This window comes from Herbaspirillum sp. alder98, assembly GCF_020179755.1.
Lineage (GTDB): Bacteria > Pseudomonadota > Gammaproteobacteria > Burkholderiales > Burkholderiaceae_D > Herbaspirillum.
Window position 1 is genome coordinate 893,169 of record NZ_JAIUCY010000001.1, and the last position, 25,022, is coordinate 918,190.

The following is a 25,022-nucleotide window of genomic DNA, read 5'->3' on the forward strand; positions in this document are numbered from 1 at the left end:
CTGGCATTGCGACCGCGTTTACATGTTTTCGATCATCGCCTCGCCGAATCCCGAGCATGACACCTGCGTGGCGCCTTCCATCAAGCGCGCGAAATCGTAGGTGACGCGCTTGGAAGCGATGGTTTTCTGCATCGAATCGACGATCAGATCGGCAGCCTCAGTCCATCCCATGTGGCGCAGCATCATCTCGGCCGAGAGGATCACCGAGCCCGGATTGACGTAGTCCTTGCCCGCGTACTTGGGCGCGGTACCGTGCGTGGCTTCGAACATCGCCACCGAGTCGGACATGTTGGCGCCGGGCGCGATGCCCACCCCGCCCACCTGCGCCGCCACCGCGTCGGAGATATAGTCGCCATTGAGGTTCATGGTAGCGATCACGCTGTATTCGGCCGGACGCATCAACACCTGCAGGAAGAAGGCGTCGGTGATGGCATCCTTGATCATGATGTTGCGACCGGTCTTGGGATTCTTCAGGCGCATCCACGGACCTTCATCGATCAGCTCGGCGCCAAACTCCCTGGCCGCCAGCGCAAAGCCCCAGTCACGGAAAGCCCCTTCCGTGAATTTCATGATGTTGCCCTTGTGCACCAGCGTCACGGACGGCTTGTCGTGCTCGATGGCGTACTGGATCGCGCGCCGCACCAGGCGCTCGGTGCCTTCGCGCGACACCGGCTTGATGCCCAGCGCCGAGGTCTCGGGAAAGCGCAGTTTCTTGACGCCCATCTCCCGGGTCAGGAATTCGATCACCTTCCTGGCATCGTCGGAACCGCTCTGCCATTCGATGCCGGCATAGATGTCTTCGGAATTTTCACGGAACACCACCATGTCGGTCTTCTCGGGTTCGCGCAGCGGCGACGGCGTGCCCTTGAAGTAACGCACCGGGCGCAGGCAGACATACAGGTCGAGATGCTGGCGCAGCAACACGTTGAGCGAACGGATGCCGCTGCCCACCGGGGTCGTCAGCGGCCCCTTGATCGATACCAGGTAATCCTTGACCACATCCAGCGTCTCGGCCGGCATCGAGACCTCGGCGCCGTACAGCCTGGTGGCCTTGAGGCCGGCAAAGATTTCCATCCAGTGGATCTTGCGCTGGCCGTCATAGGCGCGCTGCACGGCGGCATCCACCACCTTGAGCATGACCGGCGTGACGTCCACGCCAATGCCATCCCCTTCGATGTAGGGGATGATCGGGTTACTCGGGACGTTCAAGGTGTAATCGGCGTTGGCAGTGATCTTTGCGCCTGCAGCGGGCACTTGGATATGTTGGTACGACATCGTGGTCTCCGGCGGTTAATCTGGTCAGTTAAACAATCAGCGGGCAATTTTAAGAGATTTCGCACAAGGCGGTCGGCGCCCCTGGCAAACCATGCCTTATCGGCCACATCGGGGGGCCGATTTTACTGAAGGCGGCGATTTTGCGACACTAGCGGACTGTAACGCTTAAATCGGTAGCGCATGCCTCTCATCTTATTCAACAAGCCGTTCCAGGTCATGAGCCAGTTCTCGGCCCACCCCGAACGCCCCACGCTGGCCCAATACCTCGATATTCCGGGGATCTATCCGGCTGGCCGTCTGGACGCCGACAGCGAGGGTCTGCTGCTGCTCACCGACGACGGCCAGCTACAGCATCGCATCAGCCACCCGCGCAAGAAGCAACCCAAGACTTACCTGGCGCAGGTAGAAGGCATGGCGCCGCCCGGTGCGCTCGAGACGCTGCGCCAGCCGCTCGACCTGGGCGACTTCGTCACCCAGCGCAGTGAAGTCAAGCTGATCCAGGAACCCGCGTGGCTATGGCCGCGGACGCCACCCATCCGTTTTCGCAAGGACCAACCCACCAGTTGGCTGGCGTTGACCATCAGCGAGGGCAAGAACCGCCAGGTGAGACGAATGACGGCCGCCGTAGGGTTACCTACGCTACGCCTGGTGCGCATCGCCATCGGCCCCTACGCGCTGGCTACGCACCCTTTGCTGCCCGGCGAATGGTGCGAAGTCGATGCCGCACTGCTCGATGACTAGGCAGGTCAATTGCGATAATTAACAAAATGACAACTAACAGAGAGATGACTATTGGAAAAAAAGTTCCTGATAAGTGTCAACCTCTGTCACGGCCTGCCGTTATTGTCAGTGATTCACACGAATCATCGTTGCCTCACATCCCTAACATGTTGAACTGAAGGACGCAAAAATGAAAAAACTGATCGCCGCTCTGATCGCTGGTCTGTTCGCCACTGCCGCTTTCGCACAAGCCCCTGCTGCTCCTGAAGCGCCCAAGGCAGAAGCATCTGCTCCTAAGGCAAAGAAGGCCAAGAAGGCAAAGAAAGCCAAGAAGGCAAAGAAGGCTGCTGAAGCCAAGTAATCTGCGTCCGCGCGATTCAAAAAAGGCAGGGTTACCTGCCTTTTTGCATTTCTGGCGCCGCTATAATCGTGGCTGCCTTGTAGACCACCTCCAAGAACAACCGCCAACCATGCGCCTCTCTTTCCGTACTTTCCCCTCCCTTGGCTTCGCATTCACCCGCCTGGCCGGCTGTACCGCCCTGGCCCTGGCACTGGCCAGCCTGTCGGCGGCCCATGCGCAAGCTGCGCCACAGCATTTTGCGACCACCCAGCTCAACATCGGCATCCACCTGATCAAGGCCGAAGTTGCGCAGACCGAAGCCGAACGCGAACAGGGATTGATGTTCCGCGAGAAGATGGGCGACAACGAAGGGATGCTGTTCTTGTTCAAGGCCCCCGCTGGCGTGTGCATGTGGATGAAGAACACGCTGATCCCGCTGTCGGTGGCCTTCCTCGACGAAAAGGGCGAGATCATCAACATCGAGGAAATGAAGCCGGAGACGCTTGATTCGCACTGCGCCAAGCGCGGCGCGACCTACGCCCTCGAGATGAACCGCGGCTGGTTCAAGCAAAAGAACATCAAGCCCGGCACCCGCATCGACGGCCTGCCACGCTGACACGTCACGGTGCGCCACAACGGCGCGCCGTGACGACGCATTACAAACCGGATGCACCAACGAAAAAAACCCGCCTGAAACCAGACGGGTTTTTTGCTTGCCTTCATGCAATCCTGCTACCGAAGCAGCAAGCGCGGCGCCAATTTAGGCAGCCAGGGCCTTCAGGGCAGCAGCCAGACGGCTCTTGTGGCGAGCAGCCTTGTTCTTGTGAATGATCTTCTTGTCGGCGATGCTGTCGAGAGTCGACACCGAAGCCTGGAACACGCTGGTTGCAACAGCCTTGTCGCCACCGGCGATTGCCTTGCGAACTGCCTTGATTGCGGTACGCAGGGTCGAACGCTGGCTCGAGTTGTGCGCGTTTTGCTTAACTGCTTGACGTGCACGCTTGCGTGCCTGTGCGGTATTTGCCATGAAATTATCCTAAATCGAGAGTCGTATGCGCCGCTAACCCTTAGGACTCGCGAAGCCAAATTCTGTGAAGCCTCGGATTATAACTACTTTTCCGGCAATGGGCAAACACTACCTGCGATGCCAACAACAGCGGCCAGGCCGATCCGTTGCCTGGCCGCCATGATCATCGTGCCGGGCAGATCGAACCGACCAGCTTGCCCGCAGTCTATTGCCATCCAGACAATTCCACGCGCGCCGCCGTCGCCTGCGACCACGCCGCTATAATGCCGCTCCATGAACTTGCACAAAACGCTGGCGGCCATCTCCGGCATGACGATGCTCTCGCGCATCACCGGACTGGCCCGCGAAATCCTGTTTGCCCGCGCCTTCGGGGCCTCGGCCTTCACCGACGCCTTCAACATCGCCTTCCGCATTCCCAACCTGCTGCGCCGGTTGTTCGCCGAGGGCGCCTTCTCGCAGGCCTTCGTGCCGATCCTCGCCGAATACAAGAACCAGCGCGGCGAAGAGCAGACCAAGCACCTGATCGACCATGTCGCCACCGTGCTGATGTGGATGATGCTGGTCACCTGCGTGGCCGGTATCGTGGCCACCCCCTTCGTGGTCTACTTCATCGCCACCGGCCTGCAATACAACCAGGACGCCTTCCACGCATCGGTGGTGATGACCCGCATCATGTTTCCCTATATCGGATTCATGGCCTTCGTGGCGCTGGCCGGGGGCATCCTCAATACCTGGAAAGAATTCAAGATCCCGGCCTTCACCTCGGTGCTGCTCAATCTTTCCTTCATCGTCGCGTCGCTGTTCGTGGCGCCCTTCATGGACCAGCCCATCTATGCCATGGCCTTCGCGGTGGTGGTCGGCGGCATCCTGCAGGTGGCGCTGCAGGTGCCGGCACTGATGAAGATCGGCATGTTGCCGCGCCTGTACCTGAACCCGGCCATCGGCCTGCGCGACGAAGGCGTCAAGCGCGTGCTCAAGAAGATGGGGCCGGCCGTGTTTGCCGTCTCGGCCGCCCAACTGAGCCTGATGATCAATACCAATATCGCGTCGCGACTGGAGCACGGCAGCGTGTCATGGCTGTCGTACGCCGACCGCCTGATGGAATTTCCCACGGCGCTGCTGGGCGTGGCACTGGGGACCATCCTCCTGCCCAGCCTGTCCAACGCCCACGCCGCCGATGACACCACCGAATACTCGGCCCTGCTCGACTGGGGCCTGCGCCTGACCTTCATGCTGGCCATGCCGGCCGCCGTGGGGCTGGCCACGCTGTCGACGCCGCTGACCGCGACCCTGTTCCACTATGGCCGTTTCGATACATTGTCGGTGGCCATGACCGGCCATGCGCTGGTGGCCTACGGCGTGGGGCTGATCGGGCTGGTGGTGGTGAAGATTCTGGCGCCGGGGTTCTACGCCAAGCAGGATATCCGCACCCCGGTGATCATCGCCGTCATCGTCCTGATCGCCACCCAGTTGATGAACACCGTGTTCGTGCCCAAATTCGCCCACGCCGGACTGGCGCTGTCGATCGGGCTGGGCGCCTGCCTCAATGCGTTGCTGCTTTTCTGGGGGCTGCGCCACCGGGGCATCTATACCCCGCGTCCAGGCTGGGGCATGTTCCTGGTACGCATGACGGGCGCCTTGCTGGTGCTGGCCGGCGTGGCCCTTTGGATTGCCGGCAAGTTCGACTGGATCGCATTGCAGGCGCATCCGCTGCTGCGCATCGGCGCGTTGCTGCTGGTGATGGTAGTGTGCGCACTCGCATACTTCGGCCCCCTATTCGCTATGGGGTTTCGCCTGAGCGAATTCAAGCGGATTGCACGTCGTTAGCAAATCGGGTGACGCTTCCCAAAATATTTTGATAGGATGTCCTGCATGACGCTGACCTCCCTCGAATACTTTGCTTCGCTGGTGCGCCAGGACGATTCGATCCCGCTGTTCGAATCTGCCTTGACGTTGGGCCAGGACTTCTATCCGGAGATGGACTTCGGCGAACAGGAGGTCGAGCTCGACAACCTGGCCCTGAAGCTGCGAGACCGCCTGCCCACGGATGCGTCACAGATCCAGAAGTTGCGCATGCTGAACCATTTCTTCTTCCAGGAAATGGCCTTCGCCGGCAACATCAACAACTATTACGATCCCGACAACAGTTACCTGCATCGCGTCATCGCCACCCGTCGCGGCATTCCGATCTCGTTGGCGGTGGTGTTCATCGAACTGGCGCAGCAGGTCGGGCTGGACATGAAAGGGGTGTCTTTCCCCGGTCATTTCCTGATGAAGCTGTCGGTGCAGTCGGGTGAAATCGTGCTCGATCCGATGAACGGCTCCAGCCTCTCGCGCGAAGAGCTCGAAGAACGGCTCGAACCCTACCTCGAACGCCAGCAGGAACACGAGGACGACGACGAGCTGCCACTGGCGGCGTACCTGCGCGCGGCCCACCCGCGCGAAATCCTGGCGCGCATGCTGCGCAACCTGAAAGCCATCTTCATGGAAAGCCAGCGCTGGCAGCAGGTGCTGGACGTGCAGGAAAGACTGGTCATCCTGCTGCCCGAAGAAGTCACCGAGCGGCGCGATCGCGGCCTGGCCCGGGCCAACCTGGGCCTGGCCCAGGCAGCACTGGAAGACCTCGAGGCCTACCTGGCGCTACGGCCCCAGGCCGAGGATGCGGAGAGCCTGCGCGACATGCTGCCCGACCTGCGGGAAGCGTTGCGCCGGCCCAACTAGTTCCGCTTTTCGATTTCTTCCCAACGTTCCAGGCTGGTCAGCATTTCTTCGTCGATCTCGGCGAAGCGCTGGTTCAGCTTGACCACGTCGTCGGTCTTGCTCTTGTAGATATCCGGATCGGCCAGCTTGGCCGAGATGACCTTCTGCTCGGCTTCCAGCTCGGCGATGCGGCGCGGCAGTTCTTCCAGCTCGCGCTGCTCCTTGTAGCTCAACTTCTTCTTGGCCGCAGCCGGCGCCACCGGCTCGGGCGCGGCCATGGTCGAGAGCGACTTGTCGGCGCGCGGCGCCGGCTTGGCAGGCGCCGTCACACGCAGGCGTTCCCAATCCGAATAACCGCCCACGTATTCACGCCAGACGCCGTCGCCTTCGGCCGCGATCACCTGGGTGACCACGTTATCGAGGAACATCCGGTCGTGGCTCACCAGGAACACCGTGCCCTCGAAGTCTTCCAGCAACTCTTCGAGCAACTCCAGCGTATCGATGTCGAGATCGTTGGTGGGTTCATCCAGCACCAGGATATTGGCCGGCTTGGCGAACAGGCGGGCCAGCAGCAGGCGATTGCGCTCGCCACCCGACAGCGTGCGCACCGGTGAACGGGCACGCTCGGGAGCGAACAGGAAATCCGACAGGTACGTCATCACGTGCTTGCGCTGGCCATTGACCTCGACCCAGTCGCTGCCGGGCGCAATGGTGTCGGCCAGGCTGGCCTCTTCATTGAGCTGCGCGCGCATCTGGTCGAAATACGCCACCTGCTGCTTGGTGCCCTGCTTGATGGTGCCGCTGTCGGCGGTTTCCTCGCCCAGGATCAGCTTGAGCAGCGTGGTCTTGCCGGCGCCGTTGTGGCCGATCAGGCCGACCTTGTCACCGCGCATCAGGATGCCGCTGAAATCGCGCACGATGGTCTTGGCGCCGTAGCTCTTGCTGACGTTTTCCAGCTCGGCCACGATCTTGCCCGAGCGCTCGCCACCCGACACTTCCAGCTTGACCTGCCCCTGGCGGTCACGGCGCTCGCCGCGCTGCAGACGCAACGCCTCCAGCCGGCGCACGCGGCCTTCGTCACGGGTACGACGGGCTTGCACGCCCTTGCGGATCCAGACTTCTTCCTGCGCCAGGAATTTATCGAACTTGGCGTTCTCGACTTCTTCATTGGCCAGCAGTTCGGCCTTGCGTGCCTGGTAGGTGCTGAAATTACCGGGGAACGACAGGATCTTGCCGCGATCGAGTTCGATGATGCGGGTACTGACGTTATCCAGAAAGCGCCGGTCGTGGGTGATCAGCAGGATGCTGCCCTTGAAGTCGCGCAGCAAGCCTTCGAGCCACTGGATGGAGCCGAAATCGAGGTGGTTGGTGGGTTCGTCCAGCAACAGCACATCGGGGTTGCCGACCAGGCCGCAGGCCAGCGCCACGCGCTTGTGCATCCCGCCCGACAGCTCGCCGATGCGCGCATCGCGGTTCAGGTTGAGCTTGTCCAGCGTGGTCTCGACCTTGTTGCCGATCGACCAGGCGTCGGCCGCGTCGAGCTGGGTCTGGATCTGGTGCATGCGCTCCAGCAGGGCATCGTCGTTGTCGCCGCCGAACTGGCCGGTGATGGCTTCGTACTCGGCCAGCAGGGCCGGCAGTTCGCCCAGGCCGGAGGCCACGGCGTCATAGACGGTCATGTCGGCCGGAAAATGCGGCTCCTGGTCGACATAGGCGATTTTCACGCTTTGCTGCATCACCAGCACGCCATCGTCCAGCTTGGAGCGCCCGGCGATGATTTTCAGCAGCGACGACTTGCCGGTGCCGTTGCGGCCGATGAGACCGACCCGTTCGCCGGTTTCCAGCGAGAATTCTGCGTGATCGAGGAGCGCCACGTGGCCAAAGGCCAGTTGCGCATCGGAAAGGGAAATGACTGCCATAGCTTGTAGGGCGAGCGCGACGCGCTGCCGATCCAGATGAATTGCGGGAAAACGCCCGAAAGAGCGGCATTGTACCGGCTTGCCGTCGCCGATGGGCAGCTGCGGCGCTGTTACATTCAGTAAAGCATTGCCGCCACCGCCGGCCGGGGCGGCTGGCCGCATGCTGTAAGATAGCGCATCCAGATTTCCGGCCATCTCATGCACTCTCCAACGCCCAGCAGTCTCCAGCGCCGCCAGCGCGGTTTTCTCAACCCCAACATCGCCAAGTTTCTCGGGCTGTCCATCCTCGGATTGGGCATCGCCGGTGCGCTGCTGGTCGTGTATGCGCTGATCTTCATCAATCCGCGCCTGCCCTCGCTGGACCTGATCACCGATTACCGGCCCAAGGTGCCACTGCGGATCTGGTCCGAAGACAAGGTGTTGCTAGGCGAATTCGGCGAAGAAAAGCGCAGCCTGGTCAAGCTCGACGACATCCCGGCCGACATGAAGAATGCGGTGCTGGCGATCGAAGACTATCGCTTCTACCAGCACGGTGGCATCGACTACATCGGCATCGCCCGCGCACTGGTGACCGACGTGCTACGCGGCAGCGCCTCGCAGGGCGCCAGCACCATCACCATGCAGGTGGCCCGCAATGTCTTCCTGACCAAGGAAAAGACCTTCTCCCGCAAGCTCTACGAAGTGCTGCTGGCCAACAAGATCGAGAATGCACTGACCAAGGACCAGATCCTCGAGGTCTACATGAACCAGATCTACCTGGGCCAGCGCGCCTTCGGCTTTGCTGCAGCCGCCCGCACCTACTTCGGCAAGGACCTCAAGGATGTCTCGCTGGCCGAAGCCGCGATGCTGGCCGGACTACCCAAGGCGCCCTCGGCGTACAACCCGGTGGTCAATCCCAAGCGCGCCCACATCCGCCAGCAATACATCCTGCAGCGCATGCTGGACGTGGGCTTCATCACCCAGGCCCAGTATGACGTCGCCGCCAAGGAACAACTGAAGGTGCGCGCGCCGGGCAGCCAGTACACCGTGCACGCCGAGTACGTCACGGAAATGGCGCGCCAGATGGTCTACGCGCAGTACAAGGAAGAAACCTATACCCAGGGCTTCAACGTCTATACCACCATCAACGCCGCCGACCAGCAGGCGGCCTATACGGCCGTGCGCAAGGGTGTGATGGATTACGACCGCCGCCACGGCTATCGCGGCCCGGTCGAGAGCATCGACTTACCGGCCGATGCCGACCAGCGCGCCGCCGCCATCGATGACCTGATGGACGACCACCCCGACAACGATGACATCCTGGCCGCCGTGGTGCTGGCCGCCGGCCCCAAGCAGGTCGATGTAGTGCTGCGCTCGGGCGAGCGCGTCAGCATCAAGGGCGAGGCCCTGCGCTTCGTGGCCAATGCCTTGTCCGAGAAGGCCAAGAAAGAAATCCGCATCCGCCCCGGCTCGCTGATCCGGGTGATGCAGGATGCGAAGCAGAACTGGCAGATCGTGCAGTTGCCGCAGGTCGAATCTGCGCTGGTGTCGGTGGTGCCGCAGGATGGCGCCATCCGCGCGCTGGTGGGTGGTTTCGATTTCACCCAGAACAATTTCAACCACGTCACGCAAGCGTGGCGCCAGCCCGGCTCGACCTTCAAGCCATTCATCTATGCAGCGGCGCTGGAAAAGGGTTTTGGTCCGGCCAGCATCGTCAACGACGCGCCGGTGTCGTACCCCGCCGGCAGTGGCCAGCCGAACTGGGAACCCAAGGATGATGAAGCGCCGGCCGGCCCGATGACAGTACGCACCGCGCTGCAGAAGTCGGTCAACCTGGTCGCCATTCGCACGCTGGACAACATCGGTGTGCAATATGCCAAGGAATTCATCACCGCCACCTACGGTTTCGATCCCGACAAGGTGCCGCCCTACCTGCCGATGGCGCTGGGCGCAGGCCAGACCAATCCGCTGCAATTGTCGGCCGCGTATTCGGTGTTTGCCAATGGCGGCTACCGCATCGCGCCGTATCTGATCGCCCAGATCACCGACGCCCGCGGCAAGGTGCTGTCCAAGGCCGAGCCGCTGGTGGTGGGCAGTGGCGCGCCGCGCGTGGTGGCCGAGCGCAATAGCTACATGATGACCAACCTGCTCAAGTCGGTCGCCCAGCGCGGCACCGGCGCGCGCAGCAACAGCATCGGCCGCACCGACCTGGCCGGCAAGACCGGCACCACCAACGATGCCATCGATGGCTGGTTCGCCGGTTATCAGCGCACACTGGCCACCGTGGTGTGGATGGGCTACGACCAGCCCAAGAGCCTGGGCGGCATGGAGTTCGGCGCCCAGTTGGCCCTGCCGATCTGGGTCGACTACATGCGCGCCGCCCTCAAGGGCGTGCCGCAGGCCGAGTTGCCGGTGCCGGACGGCATCCGCTTCATCGATGGCGAACCCTACTATGACAACTTCACCCCCGGCAATGGCCAGGTGACCAATGTCGGCGTGACCGTGGTCGACGCCATTTCGAACTTCTTCGGATGGACACCCAGCTCGGCACCCGCAGCGCCAGCCGGATCGGGGGCGCCGGCAGCACCTACGGCGCCGGCGGCGCCCGGCGCAGCGCCATCGCAGCCGTCATCGGCAGCCAAACGCTTCTACGACAGCACCAACCAGAGCCCCTGAACCCGGGACCACAAACGAAAAAGCGCAGAAGACGAATCTTCTGCGCTTTTTTTATGCTGGTGCCCCCGACACGGATCGAACGTGTGACCTATCCCTTAGGAGGGGATCGCTCTATCCACTGAGCTACGGGGGCAGCAAGGCCGCTATTGTAGCCGTAGCGACCGTCATTGCAAAGCCGACGGTCGATATGCGATCTTGCAGGGACAATGTAGGGATGGATCGCTGCATGCCTTGCACTACAATAGCTGCATCGAGCCGCAACCATTGGCAGCGGCCAGCCAGGGAGACAAAGTTGACGTCGACGTCCGCAACCCGCCTTGAACGCCTGATGCCGGCTCTGTGCCACGGCTGGTTGCTTGCACTGTGGGGCGTGGTGCTGATGCTGGCATGCCATGTGGCCCAAGCCCAGAATAGCGATCAGCGGGTGCCCGCGATGGCCGAGCGGGTCGCCGCCTGCACTGCCTGCCACGGCGCCGAAGGGCGGGCCGGGCCTGACGGCTATTATCCGCGCATCGCCGGCAAACCCGAAGCTTACCTCTATAACCAGTTACGTAACTTTCGCGACGGGCGGCGGCGCTATCCGCCGATGAATTACCTGCTGACCAATCTGTCGGACGACTACCTGCGCCAGATCGCGCGCCACTTCGCCGAACAACATCCGCCCTACTCCACGCCGAGCGCCGCCAACAGCTCGGCGGCGACACTCGAACGCGGCCGGCTGCTGGCCTTGCAAGGCGCGCCGCAACGCCGGCTACCGGCATGCGCGGCCTGCCACGGCCAGGCGCTGTCGGGCCTGCAACCGGCCACGCCCGGACTGCTGGGTCTGCCACGTGATTACATCAGTGCCCAATTGGGCGCCTGGCGCAACGGCGCGCGACGCGCCCATGCGCCGGATTGCATGGCCGATGTGGCCCAGGCGCTCACGCCCGACGATATCAATGCCGTCAGCACCTGGCTGGCGTCGCAGCCGCCATCGACCGCACCGCCTCCGGACCAGCCGGCAGCGCCCTGGCCGGTGCCGTGCGGCAGCATGGGGGCTGCGCCATGAAGCGCGCATTGATGCTGCTGGCGGCCGCACTGGCCCTGCTCCTGTTGCTGGCTTCAGCGTTGCTGGCCTGGCAATGGTTGCGCCCTGAAGAGATGGGCCAGGCCACCGCCGTCGCCGATCCGGCAGCCCAGGTGGCGCGCGGCGCCTACCTGGCGCGTGCCGGCAATTGCATGGCCTGCCACACGCCGCGCGGCGGCACGCCCTACGCCGGCGGACGCGCTATGCCGACGCCCTTCGGCACGCTCTATACCAGCAATATCACCCCGGATCGCCACAGCGGCATCGGTGCGTGGAATGCCGACGACTTCTGGCGCGCGCTGCATCATGGTCGCGGCAAGGATGGCCGCTTTCTCTATCCGGCCTTCCCTTTCACCAATTACACCCGGGTCTCGCGCACCGATGCCGACGCCCTGTTCGCCTACCTGCAAAGCCTGCCTCCGGCAGCGCGCGAAAATACCCCGCATCAGTTGCGCTTTCCGTACAACCAGCGCTGGCTGCTGGCGGGCTGGCGCGCGCTGTACTTCGAGCCGGGCGAATATCGGCCACAGCAGCAGCGAAGCGCACAGTGGAACCGGGGAGCCTACCTGGTGCAGGGTCTGGGCCATTGCAGTGGATGCCACAGCACACGCAACATGTTCGGCGCGGCCGGCAACCCGGGTGATCTCACCGGGGGATTGATTCCGGGCCTGGACTGGGTCGCCCCCTCGCTGCAGGATGACGGGCCGCATGGGCTGAAACAATGGCGCAGCGAAGAATTGTCGGCGCTGCTATCGAGCGGCGTGTCGCAACGTGCATCGGTGATGGGGCCGATGGCGGAAGTGGTCGGGCAAAGCCTGCAATACCTGAGTCCGCAAGACATCGCCGCGATGACCACCTATCTGCATTCGCTGCCAGTGATGACCTCAGCGGCTGGCGACAGGACGTCACCGCCGGCGGCACAGACCGAGCAGGCCATGCGTACCGGTGAGCGACTCTATCGACAGCTGTGCGTGGATTGCCACAATGTGCGCGGCCAGGGCATTGCGCCCGATTATCCGCCGCTGGACGGCAACCCGGCGCTCACCGCAGCGTTACCGGTGAACGTCATCAGGATCGTGTTGCATGGTGGTTATGCGCCGTCGACGGCAGGCAATCCCTACCCGTTCGGCATGCCGCCGTTCGGGCACCAGTTGTCGGATGAAGAAGTAGCCGCTGTGGTGAGCTACGTGCGCAACAGCTGGAGCAATCGCAGTGGCGTGGTAACGGCGGCGGAGGTCAATCGGCTGCGCGGCGTGCCACTGGATTGAAGGCGATCAGGGCTTGGGTTCACTCGCCGCTGGCGCTGAACTTGTAGCCCACGCCACGCACGGTTTGAACATAGTGCGACAGTTCGCCCAGCGACTTGCGCAAGCGCATGATGTGCACATCCACCGTGCGCTCTTCGATGAAGGTATGGTCGCCCCACACCTTGTCGAGCAACTGCGCCCGCGAAAAGATCCGCTCGGGGTGCGCCACCAGAAAACGCAGCAGCTTGAATTCGGCCTGGTCCAGCGCCACCGGGCGCTCGGCCACCGATACCTGCAAACGTTCGGCATCGACCATGATGGCGCCGTAGGTCAGCGCCTGGCTGCCCACCTCGGGCGCCTTGCGACGCAACAGCGCCTGCACTCGCGCCACCAGTTCCTTGGGCGAGAATGGCTTGGTGACGTAATCGTCGGCGCCTTCGTTGAGGCCGCGCACCTTGTCTTCTTCCATGCCCTTGGCGGTCAGCATGATGACCGGCAAGGCAGCCGTGCGCGGATCGCGTCGCAGCTCCGACAGCAGCGCCAGGCCCGAACTGTCGGGCAGCATCCAGTCCAGCAGCACGACATGCGGCAAGGCCTCGGCGATCTGGCTGCGCGCCTGCTGCACGTCAATGGCCAGGGTGGTGGCAAAGCCGGCGCCCTGCATCGTGAAACGCAGCAGCTCGGCGATCGCCGGTTCGTCTTCCACCAATAAAACCTGGGGCTGTGTCATCGCTCTTCCATAGACAGATTCGAGTGCCGCATCTTCAACTACAAGACCTTGTCGGCGATGCGTTGCGCCATGCTGCGCGCCAGCGTTCCATCTTCAGCCTCGACCATCACGCGAATCAGGGGCTCGGTGCCGGAGGGCCGCAACAATACCCGTCCACGCTCGCCCAGTGCGGCTTCGACTGCCGCCGTCTCGGCCTGCAGCGCGGTGTTGGATTTCCAGTCGTAGCCGGCCGGGATCTTGACGTTGATCAGCACCTGCGGAAACAGCGTCAGGTCGGCCGTCATCTGCGCCAGCGTCTGGCCGCTGCGCTTGAGCGCCGACAGCACCTGCAGCGCCGAGACAATGCCGTCGCCGGTGGTGTGCTTGTCCAGGCACAGCAAATGGCCGGAGCCCTCGCCGCCCAACAGCCAGCCCTTTTCCTGCAGCACTTCGAGCACATAGCGGTCGCCCACCTTGGCCCGCTCAAAGGGGATGCCCATGCGCTTGAACGCCACCTGCAGCGCCATGTTGGTCATCAGCGTGCCGACCGCACCGGCCACCGGGCCAGTGGCCAGCCGATCCTTGACCATCAGGTACAGCAACTCGTCGCCGTTGTAGATGCGACCGGCGGCGTCCACCATCAGCAAACGGTCGGCGTCGCCATCGAGGGCAATGCCGAGATCGGCGTTATTGGTACGCACAGCTTCCGACAAGGCCTGGGGCGCGGTGGCGCCGCACTTGTCGTTGATATTCAAGCCGTTGGGCTTGTTGGCGATGCTGATGACTTCGGCGCCCAGTTCGTGGAAAACATGGGGCGCGATGTGATAGGCGGCGCCATGGGCGCAATCGACCACCAGCGTCATGCCGTGCAGGTCGAGCGCATTGGGGAAGCTGCTCTTGCAGAATTCGATGTAACGGCCCTGGGCGTCGTCCAGCCGGCGCGCCTTGCCCAGCTTTTCGGAAGACACGCATTCCATCGGCTGTTCGAGCGCGGCCTCGATATCGGCCTCGACCGCATCGGGCAACTTGTTGCCGGAGGCCGAGAAGAACTTGATGCCGTTGTCGTGGAAAGGATTGTGCGAGGCCGAGATCACGATGCCGGCCGACAGCCGCAATGCACGCGTGAGATAGGCCACGGCCGGCGTCGGTACCGGGCCGGCCAGCATCACATCCACGCCGGCGGCGGCCAGGCCGGCCTCGAGCGCGGCTTCGAGCATATAGCCGGAAATGCGCGTGTCCTTGCCGATCAATACCGTTGGACGCGCCACGCCATCGCGCGACTTGGCCAGCACGCGCCCGGCGGCGTAGCCCAGGCGCATGACGAAATCGGGCGTGATCGGTGCGGTGCCGACGCGACCACGGATGCCATCGGTACCAAAATATTTTGCTGCCATGTTTGTTCCCCTTCCAAATAACACCGTCAGCAGACGGGTTGAATCGCCGACCGGCGGTCTCCAGTGTTGTTAGTTCTGCGGGCGTCCCGCCTGCCACATCGCCAGCGCATCGACCGTCTCGGCGACGTCGTGCACCCGGATGATCATGGCACCTTGCTGCGCGGCCGCCAATGCCGCGCCGATGCTGCCGGCCATGCGCTTGTCGACCGGCTTGCCGGTGACGCCGCCCACCATCGACTTGCGCGACATGCCTGCCAACAGCGGCAGCCCGAGCTGATCGATCAATTGTCGGGTGTGCTGGAGCAGAGCCAGATTATGCGCCAAGGTCTTGCCAAATCCAAAGCCAGGATCGATACAGATGCGCTCGCGGGCAATGCCGGCGGCGCTCAACTGCTGCACCTGCTGCGCCAGGAACTCGCCGACCTCGCGCACCACATCGTCATAGCGCGGTTCCTGCTGCATGGTCTGCGGCTGGCCCAGCATGTGCATCACGCACAGGCCGGCTTCGCTGTCGCGCACCGCATCGATGGCGCCCTCGGCACGAAAACCATTGATGTCGTTGATCATGTCGACCTCGGCCAGCAGCGCTTCGCGCATCACGGCCGGCTTGTAGGTGTCGATCGACAATGGCTTGCCGCAGTCGCGCAGCGCATAGATGATCGGCATGACGCGCTCCAGCTCCTGCTCGAGCGACAGCGGCGCGATGCCGGGACGGGTCGATTCGCCGCCGATGTCGATGATGTCGACGCCATCGGCAATCATCTGCTCGGCATGCGACAAGGCAAATTCGAGCTGGGCGTGGCGCCCACCGTCAGAGAACGAGTCCGGCGTGACATTGAGAATGCCCATCACCAGCGGCCGGCGCCCTGGCGCCATCGGCAGGCGGAACCTGCCACATTTCAGGAATGCGTGTGTCATCAGCTGTTTGTTTCGGTCTATCGAATAACCAGCGCCGGCCAACCACGGCCGCGCTTTTGCAGCAGGCGGAAAAAAGGGCGAGGATTTCTCCTCGCCCTTACTTGCCCGCTGCCGTTACAGCATGGGCAATCAGGCTGGTGCGGTTGCGCTCGGCGTCACATCGCCGGGACGATTGTCGGACGACGACTTCTTGACCGGTATCCCATTGCGGGGCGGACGCGGCTCGTCACCGTTCATGATGTCGCTGACTTGGTCGGCGTCCAGCGTTTCCCAGTCGAGCAGCGCCTTGGCCATCACGTCGACCTTCTCGCTGTTCTCTTCCAGCAGCTTGCGCGCCAGTGCATATTGCGTATCGAGGATCGAACGGATCTCGGCGTCGACCTTTTGCTGGGTCGCCTCGGACACGGTCTTGGCCGACATGCGACCGAAGTAGGCATCCTGCTCGGAATCTTCGTAGACCATGGTGCCCAGCGTCTCGGACATGCCGTAGCGGGTGACCATGGCGCGCGCCAGCTTGGTTGCGCGCTCGAAGTCGTTGGAGGCGCCGGTCGACATCTGGTGCATGAAGATCTCCTCGGCGATACGGCCACCGAACAGGATGGAGATTTCTTCCAGCATCTTGTCCTTGTACATGTTGACGCGATCATGCTCCGGCAACTGCCAGGTCAGGCCCAGCGCATACCCGCGCGGCATGATCGTGACCTTGTGGACCGGATCGGCCTTGGGCAGCAGCTTGGCCACCACCGCGTGACCCGACTCGTGGTAAGCGGTATTGCGACGCTCTTCTTCGCGCATGACAGCCGACTTGCGCTCGGGGCCCATGACGATCTTGTCCTTGGCATCCTCGAAGTCCTGCATCTCGACCAGGCGTTTGTTGCGACGGGCGGCAAACAGCGCTGCCTCGTTGACCAGATTGGCCAGGTCGGCGCCCGAGAAACCGGGGGTGCCACGGGCCAGGATGTCAGCCTTGACGTCAGGTGCGATAGGCACCTTGCGCATGTGCACGTACAGGATCTGTTCGCGGCCGCGGATATCGGGCAGGCCAACCATCACCTGGCGGTCGAAACGACCCGGACGCAACAGCGCCTTGTCGAGCACGTCGGAACGGTTGGTGGCGGCGATGACGATGACGCCCGAGTTGGCCTCGAAACCGTCCATCTCGACCAGCATCTGGTTCAGGGTCTGTTCACGTTCGTCGTTACCACCGCCCATGCCGGCGCCACGATGGCGACCGACGGCGTCGATTTCGTCGATGAAGATGATGCAGGGAGCGTGCTTCTTGGCGTTCTCGAACATGTCGCGCACCCGCGATGCGCCCACGCCGACGAACATTTCAACGAAGTCCGAACCGGAGATGGTGAAGAAAGGCACCTTGGCTTCACCGGCGATGGCACGTGCCAGCAATGTCTTACCGGTACCTGGAGGACCGACCATCAGCACGCCGTGCGGAATACGACCGCCCAGCTTCTGGAACTTGGTCGGATCGCGCAGGAACTCGACCAGCTCCTGCACTTCTTCCTTGGCCTCGTCGCAACCGGCGACGTCGGCAAAGGTGACCGAGTTGCTGTTCTCATCGAGCATGCGCGCCTTGGACTTGCCGAAGGAGAACGCACCGCCCTTGCCGCCGCCCTGCATCTGGCGCATGAAGAAGATCCAGACGCCGATCAGCAACAGCATCGGGAACCACGAAATGAATACCTGCGACAGGAAGGATTGTTCTTCCGGCTGCTTCACGTCGAACTTGACGCCATTGTTGAGCAGGTCGCCGACCAGGCCGCGATCCAGGTAGGTCGCGGCGGTCTTGACCTTGGTGCCGTCTTGCGTGGTGGCAACGATAGTGCGGTCTTCAATGGTCGCGTCCTTGATGTGACCGGCCTTCACCTCGCTGATGAAATCCGAATACGCGATCGACTTTGCACCCGAAGCGACGCTGCGGCTGTCGAACTGTTTGAATACCATAAACAGGACGAGTGCAATGACTACCCAGATGGCAGCCTTGGAAAACATGTTGTTCACTGGAACTCCTCCGACGCGAAGCGCGCCACGTTGCCTTTGTATCCCGGGATTTTACCCGGATTCAATTACCCTTACTAGGAAACCACCCGCCATTGCGTGCGACACCGCAACGCGACATTAAGTTTAATCGCGCAATGGTGCAGCACGGGCACCGGGACCATCTCCGATTATTATCAGAGTTGCATCACACGGGCGGTATCAAAAGGCACGCTGGCCGCCACGCCGGCATCGACTTCCTGCCATCATGACGACTCCCGTCATTCGATATTGTGCCGAGAACATCCAAAACAAGACCGGAACGCCCCTATCTCACGATAAATTAAGCGAACCTGCCTCACTGTAGCGCACCTTTCAGCGCGGGTTCTTCAGGATTTTCCCCAGCAGGAATATTTCGGACGATTTGTCGCGGCTGGCCTTGGGCTTCTTCGACGTCACGGTCTTGAATTCGGCCCTGAACTTGTGCAGCAATTCGTTATAGCCGGTGCCGTTGAAGCATTTCACCAGCAGCGCGCCGGACGGCTTCATGTGCGCCTGCGCAAATTCGATTGCCAGATCGATAAGATGCTCGACCCGGGCCGCGTCGGCGATGGCCACGCCCGACAGGTTGGGCGCCATGTCGGACAGCACCAGATCCACCTTGCGCCCGGCCAGCAAGGCTTCGAGCTCCACCAGCAAGGCTTCCTCGCGAAAATCGCCCTGGATGAAATGAACGTCGGCGATCGGCTCCATGGGCAGCATGTCGAGCCCGATCACGGTGCCGTGAATGCCCCCGCCGTCGGCGCCGGCCAGCTTGTTGCGCACGTATTGCGACCAACTGCCCGGGGTCGAGCCAAGGTCGACGATGACTTGCCCGGGCTTGATGAGACGCTCGTCTTCGTCGATTTCTTTTAGCTTGTAAGCCGCGCGCGCACGATAACCTTCCTTTTGCGCCAGCTTGACGTAAGGATCGTTGATATGGTCGTGCAGCCAGTTTTTGTTTAATTTGTTCTTTGCCATTCGCGTAGAATACTGGTTTTATATCTTTCAGGGACGGCTTGGCACTACCGCGCCGCCCCGCCATCGCATTCCCATGTTGAAACTTACCCCCGCCGAGCGCAGCGAACTGCGCGCCCAAGCCCATGCGCTGAACCCTGTCGTGATCGTCGGCGAAAGCGGCCTGTCCGAATCGGTCATGAAGGAAATCGATAACAGCCTCGAATTCCACGGCCTGATCAAGGTGCGCGTATTTGGCGACGACCGCGAAGCCCGCATCGGCATCTACGACGCCATCTGCGAACAGCTCAATGCAGCGCAGGTGCAACACATCGGCAAACTGCTGGTGATCTATCGCCCCAAGAAGGACGAAGAAAAGAAGAAGTCGGCCGGCGCCAAGGGCGGCCTGCGCGAAGTCACCATCGTCAAGACCCACACCACCAAGCGTCCGACCGTCAACAAGGTCATGCTCAAGGGTAACGAACGGGTCACCGCCGGCGGCAATATCCGCAAGGCCAAGCCACGCCAGCGCAGCACCAAGAAGCCAGGCGGCTGATGCTGCAAGGCGAATCGCATCGACGATTCGCCTGACCTGCAAAAATACAATGCCCGCTGATGCGGGCATTTTGTTTTCTGGCGCATGCCGGCGTCGGGGCATGCGCCCGGCGCCGGCTCAGCGCATTACATCATCAGACGTAACGCACTTCCAGGATTTCGTATTCCTTGATGCCGGACGGCGCTTCCACGGCCACCACGTCACCGGCGCTCTTGCCGATCAGGGCACGCGCGATGGGCGAGGTCACCGACACCTTCGACACCTTGATATCGGCTTCGTCGAGGCCGACGATCTGATAGGTCACCTTCTCGCCGCTATCGAGGTTCTCGAGGTCGACGGTGGACGCGAACACCACGCGACCTTCGGCGTTGAGTTCGGTCGGATCGACGATCTGCGCGGCGCCCAGCTTGCCTTCCAGGTCGGCGATGCGGCCTTCGATGAAGGCCTGGCGCTCCTTGGCCGATTCGTACTCGGCGTTTTCCGACAGGTCACCCTGCGCGCGCGCTTCGGCGATCGCATTGATGACGTCGGGACGTTCTTTGGTTTTCAATCGTTGCAGTTCTTCCTTGAGGAGTTCTGCGCCACGCTTGGTAAGGGGAACTGTGCTCATAAGTCTCTTGCTAAAGGTTAGGGAATTCCGGAAAACGCCGGCTAATCCAACGGTCCCGATATAAAACAAAAAAAAAGACCCCGCCGCCGTCAGGCGACCGACTCTTGTCTTTACGGGGAAGCACCTTGTTGATGAATGGCATGCCGTCGAGAAGTTCCTTCGGCATTCATCCAACACGCTCATTTACTGGGGATTCCCAGCAGGACATCCCATTGCGTATCACCGCACAGGACGTCCCAAAAGTCACAGAGGGCATCGATTGCTCAGATGCCCTCTGGACTTGCCGGCCATTAATGCTTGCCGGCAAGGTAACGTGTTGTGGGTTTAGTGTATAGCTTTATGAAGACCTTGTAAATCGTAGACGTCCAGCGCCTCCAATTGACGCATACCCTGGATCGCAGCCTCGGCGCCGGCGATGGTGGTGAAGGTCGTCACGCGTGCGGCCAGGGCCGAAGTACGGATGGCGCCCGAGTCGGCAATCGCGTTGCGCTTTTCTTCAACGGTATTGACCACCAGCGCGATCTCGTTGTTCTTCACCATGTCGACGATGTGCGGACGCCCTTCGACCACCTTGTTGACGGTCGTGACGGCGATGCCGGCAGCGCTAATGGCGGCCGCAGTACCCTTGGTCGCCACCACCGAGAAGCCCAGCGCCACCAGGTCGCGTGCCACCTGCACGGCGCGCGGCTTGTCATTGTTCTTGACGCTCAGGAACACCTTGCCCGACGTCGGCAGCTTGACGCTGGCGCCCAGTTGCGACTTGACGAAGGCTTCGCCGAAGGTCTTGCCCACGCCCATGACTTCACCGGTCGACTTCATCTCGGGGCCGAGGATGGTATCGACGCCCGGGAACTTGACGAACGGGAACACGGCTTCCTTGACGCTGTAGTAAGGCGGCACCACTTCGTTCTTGATGCCCTGGCTGTCCAGCGACTGGCCGACCATGCAGCGCGCCGCGATCTTGGCCAGTTGCAGGCCGGTCGCCTTGGACACGAACGGCACCGTGCGCGAGGCGCGCGGGTTCACTTCCAGCACGAACACGGTGTCGACGGTCTTGCCGTCGACTTCGGCTTGCTGGATCGCGAACTGCACGTTCATGAGGCCGACCACGTTCAAGCCCTTGGCCATCAATGCGGTCTGGCGCTTCAGTTCGTCGATGGTGTCCTTGGACAGCGAATACGGCGGCAGCGAGCAGGCCGAATCGCCCGAGTGCACGCCGGCCTGTTCGATGTGTTCCATCACGCCGCCGATGAAGGTGCGCTCGCCGTCCGACAGGCAGTCGACGTCGACTTCGATGGCGTCATTGAGGAAGCGGTCCAGCAGCACCGGCGAATCGTGCGAAACCTTCACGGCTTCGCGCATGTAGCGCTCCAGGTCGCGTTGCTCGTGCACGATTTCCATCGCGCGGCCACCCAGCACATAGGATGGGCGAACCACCAGCGGGTAACCGATTTCCTGCGCCAGGCGCAGCGCGTCGGCTTCGGTACGGGCAGTACGGTTGGGTGGCTGGCGCAGGCCCAGGTCCTGCAACAGCTTCTGGAAGCGTTCGCGATCTTCGGCCGCATCGATCATGTCGGGCGATGTGCCGACGATCGGCACGCCGTTGGCTTCGAGGTCCAGCGCCAGCTTCAGCGGGGTCTGGCCACCGTATTGCACGATCACGCCATATGGCTTCTCGATGTCGACGATTTCCAGCACGTCTTCCAGCGTCAGCGGCTCGAAGTACAGGCGGTCGGACGTGTCGTAGTCGGTCGAGACGGTTTCCGGGTTGCAGTTGACCATGATGGTTTCATAACCATCGTCGCGCATGGCCAGCGCCGCGTGCACGCAGCAATAGTCGAACTCGATGCCCTGGCCGATGCGGTTCGGACCGCCGCCCAGCACCATGATCTTCTTCTTGTCGGTAGGATTCGACTCGCACTCTTCGTCGTAGGTCGAATACATGTAGGCGGTGTTGGTCGAGAACTCGCCGGCGCAGGTATCGACGCGCTTGAAGACCGGGCGCACGTTCAGCTTGTGACGCTGCTGGCGCACTTCGGTGTCGGTGGTCTTGAGCAACTTGGCCAGGCGACGATCCGAGAAACCCTTCTGCTTCAGCTGGAACAGGGTGGCGCGGTCCAGCGCGGCCAGCGATGCTTCTTTTTCGAGCCACAGTTCGATGTCGACGATCTCCTTGATCTGCGACAGGAACCACGGGTCGATGTGGGTCAGCGCATGTACTTCGTCCAGCGAGAAACCCTGGGCGAAGGCATCGCCCACGTACCAGATGCGGTCCGGACCGGGCTCGCCCAGTTCTTCTTCGATGGTCTCGCGGTCGGTGGTCTTTTCGTTCATGCCGTCGACGCCGACTTCCAGGCCGCGCAATGCCTTCTGGAACGATTCCTGGAAGGTACGACCGATGGCCATGACCTCACCCACCGACTTCATCTGGGTCGTCAGGTGCTTGTCGGCCTGCGGGAATTTCTCGAACGCGAAACGCGGGATCTTGGTCACGACGTAATCGATCGACGGCTCGAACGAAGCCGGGGTCGCGCCGCCGGTGATCTCGTTGCGCAGTTCGTCGAGCGTGAAGCCGACTGCCAGCTTGGCGGCGATCTTAGCGATCGGGAAACCGGTCGCCTTGGAGGCCAGCGCCGACGAACGCGACACGCGCGGATTCATCTCGATGACGATCATGCGGCCATCGGCCGGATTGACCGAGAACTGCACGTTGGAGCCGCCGGTATCGACGCCGATTTCACGCAGCACCGCCAGCGAGGCGTTACGCATGATCTGGTATTCCTTGTCGGTCAGCGTCTGCGCTGGCGCCACGGTGATCGAGTCACCGGTGTGCACACCCATCGGGTCGAGGTTTTCGATCGAGCACACGATGATGCAGTTGTCGGCCTTGTCGCGCACGACTTCCATCTCGTACTCTTTCCAGCCGATCAGCGATTCTTCGATCAGCAGTTCCGAGGTGGGCGAGGCTTCCAGGCCGCGCTTGCAGATGGTTTCGAATTCTTCGGCGTTGTAGGCGATACCGCCGCCGGTGCCGCCCATGGTGAACGAAGGACGGATGATGACCGGGAAGCCCAGCGTCTTCTGCACCGCCCACGACTCGTCCATCGTGTGCGACACGCCGGAGCGCGCCGAACCGAGACCGATCTTGGTCATCGCATCCTTGAACTTGGAGCGGTCTTCGGCCTTGTCGATGGCTTCCGGCGAGGCGCCGATCAGTTCGCACTTGTATTTGTCGAGCACGCCATGACGATGCAGGTCGAGCGCGCAGTTCAGCGCAGTCTGGCCACCCATGGTCGGCAGGATCGCGTCCGGCTTTTCCTTGGCGATGATGCGTTCCACCACTTGCCAGGTGATCGGCTCGATGTAGGTGACGTCGGCCATCTCGGGGTCCGTCATGATGGTCGCAGGATTGCTGTTGACCAGGATGACCTTGAAGCCTTCTTCGCGCAGGGCCTTGCAGGCCTGGGCGCCGGAATAGTCGAACTCACAGGCCTGGCCGATGATGATCGGGCCAGCGCCAATGATGAGGATGCTTTTTATGTCGTTACGCTTAGGCATTTTGTTTCTTCTCCATCATCGCCACGAATTTGTCGAACAGGGGGGCGATGTCATGCGGTCCAGGGGATGCTTCGGGGTGACCCTGGAAGCAGAATGCGGGTTGGTCGGTGCGCTCGAAACCTTGCAGCGAGCCATCGAACAGCGAGACGTGGGTCACGCGGCAGTTGGCCGGCAGGGTTGCCTGGTCAACTGCAAAACCGTGGTTTTGCGACGTGATCATCACTTGCTTGGTGTCGAGATCCTGCACCGGGTGGTTGGCGCCATGGTGACCGAACTTCATCTTCAGCGTCTTGGCGCCGGAAGCCAGGGCCATGATCTGGTGACCCAGGCAGATGCCGAAGGTCGGGATGCCGCGCTCGATCAGTTCCTTCGAGGCTGCGATGGCGTAATCACAGGGTTCCGGATCGCCAGGACCGTTGGACAGGAACACGCCATCCGGATTGAGCGCCAGCGCCTCGGCGGCCGTGGCTTGCGCCGGCAGCACGGTAACCTTGCAGCCGCGCTCGGCCAGCATGCGCAGGATGTTGAACTTGACGCCATAGTCGAACGCCACCACGTGGAACTTGGGCGTGATCTGCTGGCCGTAGCCGCGACCCAGCTTCCACTCGGTTTCGGTCCAGTTATAGGACTTGGTGGTCGACACCACCTTCGCCAGATCCATGCCGGCCAGGCCAGGCCAGGCGCGCGCCAGTTCCAGGGCCTTGGCAGTGGCTGCCTCGACATTGGCTTCACCGGCGACGATGGCGCCGCTCTGGGCGCCCTTCTCACGCAGGATGCGGGTCAGCTTGCGGGTATCGATGCCGGCGATGGCGACGATGCCATCCTGGGCCAGGTACTCCGACAGCGACTGCTGGCTGCGGAAGTTGGACACCAGGCGCGGCAAATCCTTGATGATCAGGCCGGCGGCATGGATGCGGCTGGACTCGACATCTTCACGGTTCACGCCGGTGTTGCCGATGTGCGGATAGGTGAGCGTGACGATCTGACTGTTATAACTGGGATCGGTCAGGATTTCCTGGTAACCGGTCATTGCGGTATTGAACACCACTTCGCCGGTCGTATTACCAGCGGCACCGATGGAAAATCCTTGAAAGACAGACCCGTCTGCGAGGGCGAGCACGGCCGGAATCGCGGGACCGGAAAGAAGAGGCAGCAAGGGTAACTCCTGAGATGGTTACCGCCGCTGGATGACCGGGAGACCTCGTACACCAGACCGACCGGCGCGAACACCCTCGACATATTCGATCAGTCGAATCGGGATATTGGCCTGCGGGAACGAGGTGGAGATATGGTATGCGCTACGGCGGAATTTAAATTTAGCTAAACCGCACAATTATAGC

At 62.1% G+C, this 25,022-nt stretch carries 20 protein-coding genes and 1 tRNA gene; 9 read left to right on the forward strand and 12 right to left on the reverse strand.

Annotation, left to right across the window (positions count from 1 at the left end; translation table 11 throughout):
* Positions 1-18: 18 nt before the first annotated feature.
* Complete coding sequence (icd, locus tag LBW87_RS04155) at positions 19-1,275, reverse strand: NADP-dependent isocitrate dehydrogenase (RefSeq protein WP_225200158.1); 1,257 nt, start codon at positions 1,273-1,275, stop codon at positions 19-21.
* A 180-nt stretch (positions 1,276-1,455) separates the two neighbouring features.
* Between icd and LBW87_RS04160 the strand changes: the two genes are divergently transcribed.
* From LBW87_RS04160 to LBW87_RS04170, 3 genes are all read left to right on the forward strand, one after another.
* The gene (locus tag LBW87_RS04160; RefSeq protein WP_225200159.1) at positions 1,456-2,016 is read left to right on the forward strand and encodes a pseudouridine synthase; all 561 of its coding nucleotides are present in this window, start codon (positions 1,456-1,458) and stop codon (positions 2,014-2,016) included.
* 169 nt (positions 2,017-2,185) lie between these two features.
* A complete protein-coding gene (locus tag LBW87_RS04165) occupies positions 2,186-2,356 on the forward strand; it encodes a hypothetical protein (RefSeq protein ID WP_008119636.1) in 171 nt (56 codons plus the stop codon).
* 109 nt (positions 2,357-2,465) lie between these two features.
* On the forward strand, positions 2,466-2,951 hold the full coding sequence (locus tag LBW87_RS04170; protein WP_225200160.1) for a DUF192 domain-containing protein: 486 nt from the start codon (positions 2,466-2,468) through the stop codon (positions 2,949-2,951).
* A 144-nt stretch (positions 2,952-3,095) separates the two neighbouring features.
* On the opposite strand, the gene rpsT is transcribed toward LBW87_RS04170, so the two are convergent.
* Positions 3,096-3,362, reverse strand: a complete 267-nt coding sequence (gene rpsT, locus LBW87_RS04175; protein WP_225200161.1) for a 30S ribosomal protein S20 — start codon at positions 3,360-3,362, stop codon at positions 3,096-3,098.
* Positions 3,363-3,635: 273 nt separating this feature from the next.
* Here rpsT and murJ point away from each other — a divergent pair, with 273 nt between their 5' ends.
* Entirely contained in the window at positions 3,636-5,189 is a 1,554-nt protein-coding gene (gene murJ / locus LBW87_RS04180) for a murein biosynthesis integral membrane protein MurJ (protein ID WP_225200162.1), read from the forward strand.
* 45 nt (positions 5,190-5,234) lie between these two features.
* A complete protein-coding gene (locus tag LBW87_RS04185; RefSeq protein ID WP_225200163.1) occupies positions 5,235-6,083 on the forward strand; it encodes a SirB1 family protein in 849 nt (282 codons plus the stop codon).
* Here the strand turns inward: LBW87_RS04185 and LBW87_RS04190 are convergent.
* On the reverse strand, positions 6,080-7,981 hold the full coding sequence (locus LBW87_RS04190; protein ID WP_225200164.1) for an ATP-binding cassette domain-containing protein: 1,902 nt from the start codon (positions 7,979-7,981) through the stop codon (positions 6,080-6,082). The genes LBW87_RS04185 and LBW87_RS04190 overlap by 4 nt on opposite strands.
* Before the next feature lie 198 nt (positions 7,982-8,179).
* On the opposite strand from LBW87_RS04190, the gene LBW87_RS04195 reads away from it, so the two are divergent.
* Positions 8,180-10,636 carry a penicillin-binding protein 1A gene (locus LBW87_RS04195; protein WP_225200165.1) on the forward strand — a complete coding sequence of 819 codons (2,457 nt, stop codon included), beginning with the start codon at positions 8,180-8,182 and terminating at the stop codon, positions 10,634-10,636.
* A 57-nt stretch (positions 10,637-10,693) separates the two neighbouring features.
* Here the strand turns inward: LBW87_RS04195 and LBW87_RS04200 are convergent.
* Positions 10,694-10,769: transfer RNA gene (locus LBW87_RS04200), tRNA-Arg, on the reverse strand.
* 195 nt (positions 10,770-10,964) lie between these two features.
* Here LBW87_RS04200 and LBW87_RS04205 point away from each other — a divergent pair.
* Complete coding sequence (locus tag LBW87_RS04205) at positions 10,965-11,684, forward strand: c-type cytochrome (RefSeq protein ID WP_225200166.1); 720 nt, start codon at positions 10,965-10,967, stop codon at positions 11,682-11,684.
* The gene (locus tag LBW87_RS04210; protein WP_225200167.1) at positions 11,681-12,970 is read left to right on the forward strand and encodes a c-type cytochrome; all 1,290 of its coding nucleotides are present in this window, start codon (positions 11,681-11,683) and stop codon (positions 12,968-12,970) included. The genes LBW87_RS04205 and LBW87_RS04210 overlap by 4 nt, the downstream gene beginning before the upstream one ends.
* Positions 12,971-12,989: 19 nt before the next feature.
* Here the strand turns inward: LBW87_RS04210 and phoB are convergent, their stop codons facing one another.
* The 5 genes from phoB to LBW87_RS04235 all read right to left on the reverse strand — a co-directional run bounded on the left by phoB (position 12,990) and on the right by LBW87_RS04235 (position 18,982).
* Positions 12,990-13,679, reverse strand: a complete 690-nt coding sequence (phoB, locus tag LBW87_RS04215; RefSeq protein ID WP_225200168.1) for a phosphate regulon transcriptional regulator PhoB — start codon at positions 13,677-13,679, stop codon at positions 12,990-12,992.
* Between the two features lie 38 nt (positions 13,680-13,717).
* A complete protein-coding gene (gene glmM / locus LBW87_RS04220; protein ID WP_225200169.1) occupies positions 13,718-15,052 on the reverse strand; it encodes a phosphoglucosamine mutase in 1,335 nt (444 codons plus the stop codon).
* A gap of 69 nt (positions 15,053-15,121) precedes the next feature.
* Entirely contained in the window at positions 15,122-15,970 is an 849-nt protein-coding gene (gene folP / locus LBW87_RS04225; protein WP_225200170.1) for a dihydropteroate synthase, read from the reverse strand.
* A 129-nt stretch (positions 15,971-16,099) separates the two neighbouring features.
* Positions 16,100-17,986, reverse strand: coding sequence for an ATP-dependent zinc metalloprotease FtsH (gene ftsH, locus LBW87_RS04230; RefSeq protein WP_320442708.1), 1,887 nt, complete (start codon positions 17,984-17,986; stop codon positions 16,100-16,102).
* 351 nt (positions 17,987-18,337) lie between these two features.
* Positions 18,338-18,982, reverse strand: coding sequence for an RlmE family RNA methyltransferase (locus LBW87_RS04235; RefSeq protein WP_225200171.1), 645 nt, complete (start codon positions 18,980-18,982; stop codon positions 18,338-18,340).
* A gap of 73 nt (positions 18,983-19,055) precedes the next feature.
* Between LBW87_RS04235 and yhbY the strand changes: the two genes are divergently transcribed.
* Positions 19,056-19,514 (forward strand): ribosome assembly RNA-binding protein YhbY, encoded by a 459-nt coding sequence (gene yhbY / locus LBW87_RS04240; protein ID WP_225200172.1) that lies wholly within the window; start codon positions 19,056-19,058, stop codon positions 19,512-19,514.
* Between the two features lie 133 nt (positions 19,515-19,647).
* On the opposite strand, the gene greA is transcribed toward yhbY, so the two are convergent.
* The 3 genes from greA to carA form a co-directional block, all read right to left on the reverse strand.
* A complete protein-coding gene (greA, locus tag LBW87_RS04245) occupies positions 19,648-20,124 on the reverse strand; it encodes a transcription elongation factor GreA (RefSeq protein ID WP_008119667.1) in 477 nt (158 codons plus the stop codon).
* Positions 20,125-20,448: 324 nt separating this feature from the next.
* Positions 20,449-23,682 carry a carbamoyl-phosphate synthase large subunit gene (gene carB, locus LBW87_RS04250; RefSeq protein WP_225200173.1) on the reverse strand — a complete coding sequence of 1,078 codons (3,234 nt, stop codon included), beginning with the start codon at positions 23,680-23,682 and terminating at the stop codon, positions 20,449-20,451.
* Positions 23,675-24,838, reverse strand: coding sequence for a glutamine-hydrolyzing carbamoyl-phosphate synthase small subunit (carA, locus tag LBW87_RS04255; protein WP_225200174.1), 1,164 nt, complete (start codon positions 24,836-24,838; stop codon positions 23,675-23,677). The genes carB and carA overlap by 8 nt, the downstream gene beginning before the upstream one ends.
* Between the last annotated feature and the right edge of the window lie 184 nt (positions 24,839-25,022).

Coding starts and splice junctions, on each gene's coding strand:
- icd (WP_225200158.1), bottom strand. CDS start 1,275: ATGTCGTACCAACATATCCAAGTGCCCGCTGCAGGCGCAAAGATCACT.
- LBW87_RS04160 (WP_225200159.1), top strand. CDS start 1,456: ATGCCTCTCATCTTATTCAACAAGCCGTTCCAGGTCATGAGCCAGTTC.
- LBW87_RS04165 (WP_008119636.1), top strand. CDS start 2,186: ATGAAAAAACTGATCGCCGCTCTGATCGCTGGTCTGTTCGCCACTGCC.
- LBW87_RS04170 (WP_225200160.1), top strand. CDS start 2,466: ATGCGCCTCTCTTTCCGTACTTTCCCCTCCCTTGGCTTCGCATTCACC.
- rpsT (WP_225200161.1), bottom strand. CDS start 3,362: ATGGCAAATACCGCACAGGCACGCAAGCGTGCACGTCAAGCAGTTAAG.
- murJ (WP_225200162.1), top strand. CDS start 3,636: ATGAACTTGCACAAAACGCTGGCGGCCATCTCCGGCATGACGATGCTC.
- LBW87_RS04185 (WP_225200163.1), top strand. CDS start 5,235: ATGACGCTGACCTCCCTCGAATACTTTGCTTCGCTGGTGCGCCAGGAC.
- LBW87_RS04190 (WP_225200164.1), bottom strand. CDS start 7,981: ATGGCAGTCATTTCCCTTTCCGATGCGCAACTGGCCTTTGGCCACGTG.
- LBW87_RS04195 (WP_225200165.1), top strand. CDS start 8,180: ATGCACTCTCCAACGCCCAGCAGTCTCCAGCGCCGCCAGCGCGGTTTT.
- LBW87_RS04205 (WP_225200166.1), top strand. CDS start 10,965: ATGCCGGCTCTGTGCCACGGCTGGTTGCTTGCACTGTGGGGCGTGGTG.
- LBW87_RS04210 (WP_225200167.1), top strand. CDS start 11,681: ATGAAGCGCGCATTGATGCTGCTGGCGGCCGCACTGGCCCTGCTCCTG.
- phoB (WP_225200168.1), bottom strand. CDS start 13,679: ATGACACAGCCCCAGGTTTTATTGGTGGAAGACGAACCGGCGATCGCC.
- glmM (WP_225200169.1), bottom strand. CDS start 15,052: ATGGCAGCAAAATATTTTGGTACCGATGGCATCCGTGGTCGCGTCGGC.
- folP (WP_225200170.1), bottom strand. CDS start 15,970: ATGACACACGCATTCCTGAAATGTGGCAGGTTCCGCCTGCCGATGGCG.
- LBW87_RS04235 (WP_225200171.1), bottom strand. CDS start 18,982: ATGGCAAAGAACAAATTAAACAAAAACTGGCTGCACGACCATATCAAC.
- yhbY (WP_225200172.1), top strand. CDS start 19,056: ATGTTGAAACTTACCCCCGCCGAGCGCAGCGAACTGCGCGCCCAAGCC.
- greA (WP_008119667.1), bottom strand. CDS start 20,124: ATGAGCACAGTTCCCCTTACCAAGCGTGGCGCAGAACTCCTCAAGGAA.
- carB (WP_225200173.1), bottom strand. CDS start 23,682: ATGCCTAAGCGTAACGACATAAAAAGCATCCTCATCATTGGCGCTGGC.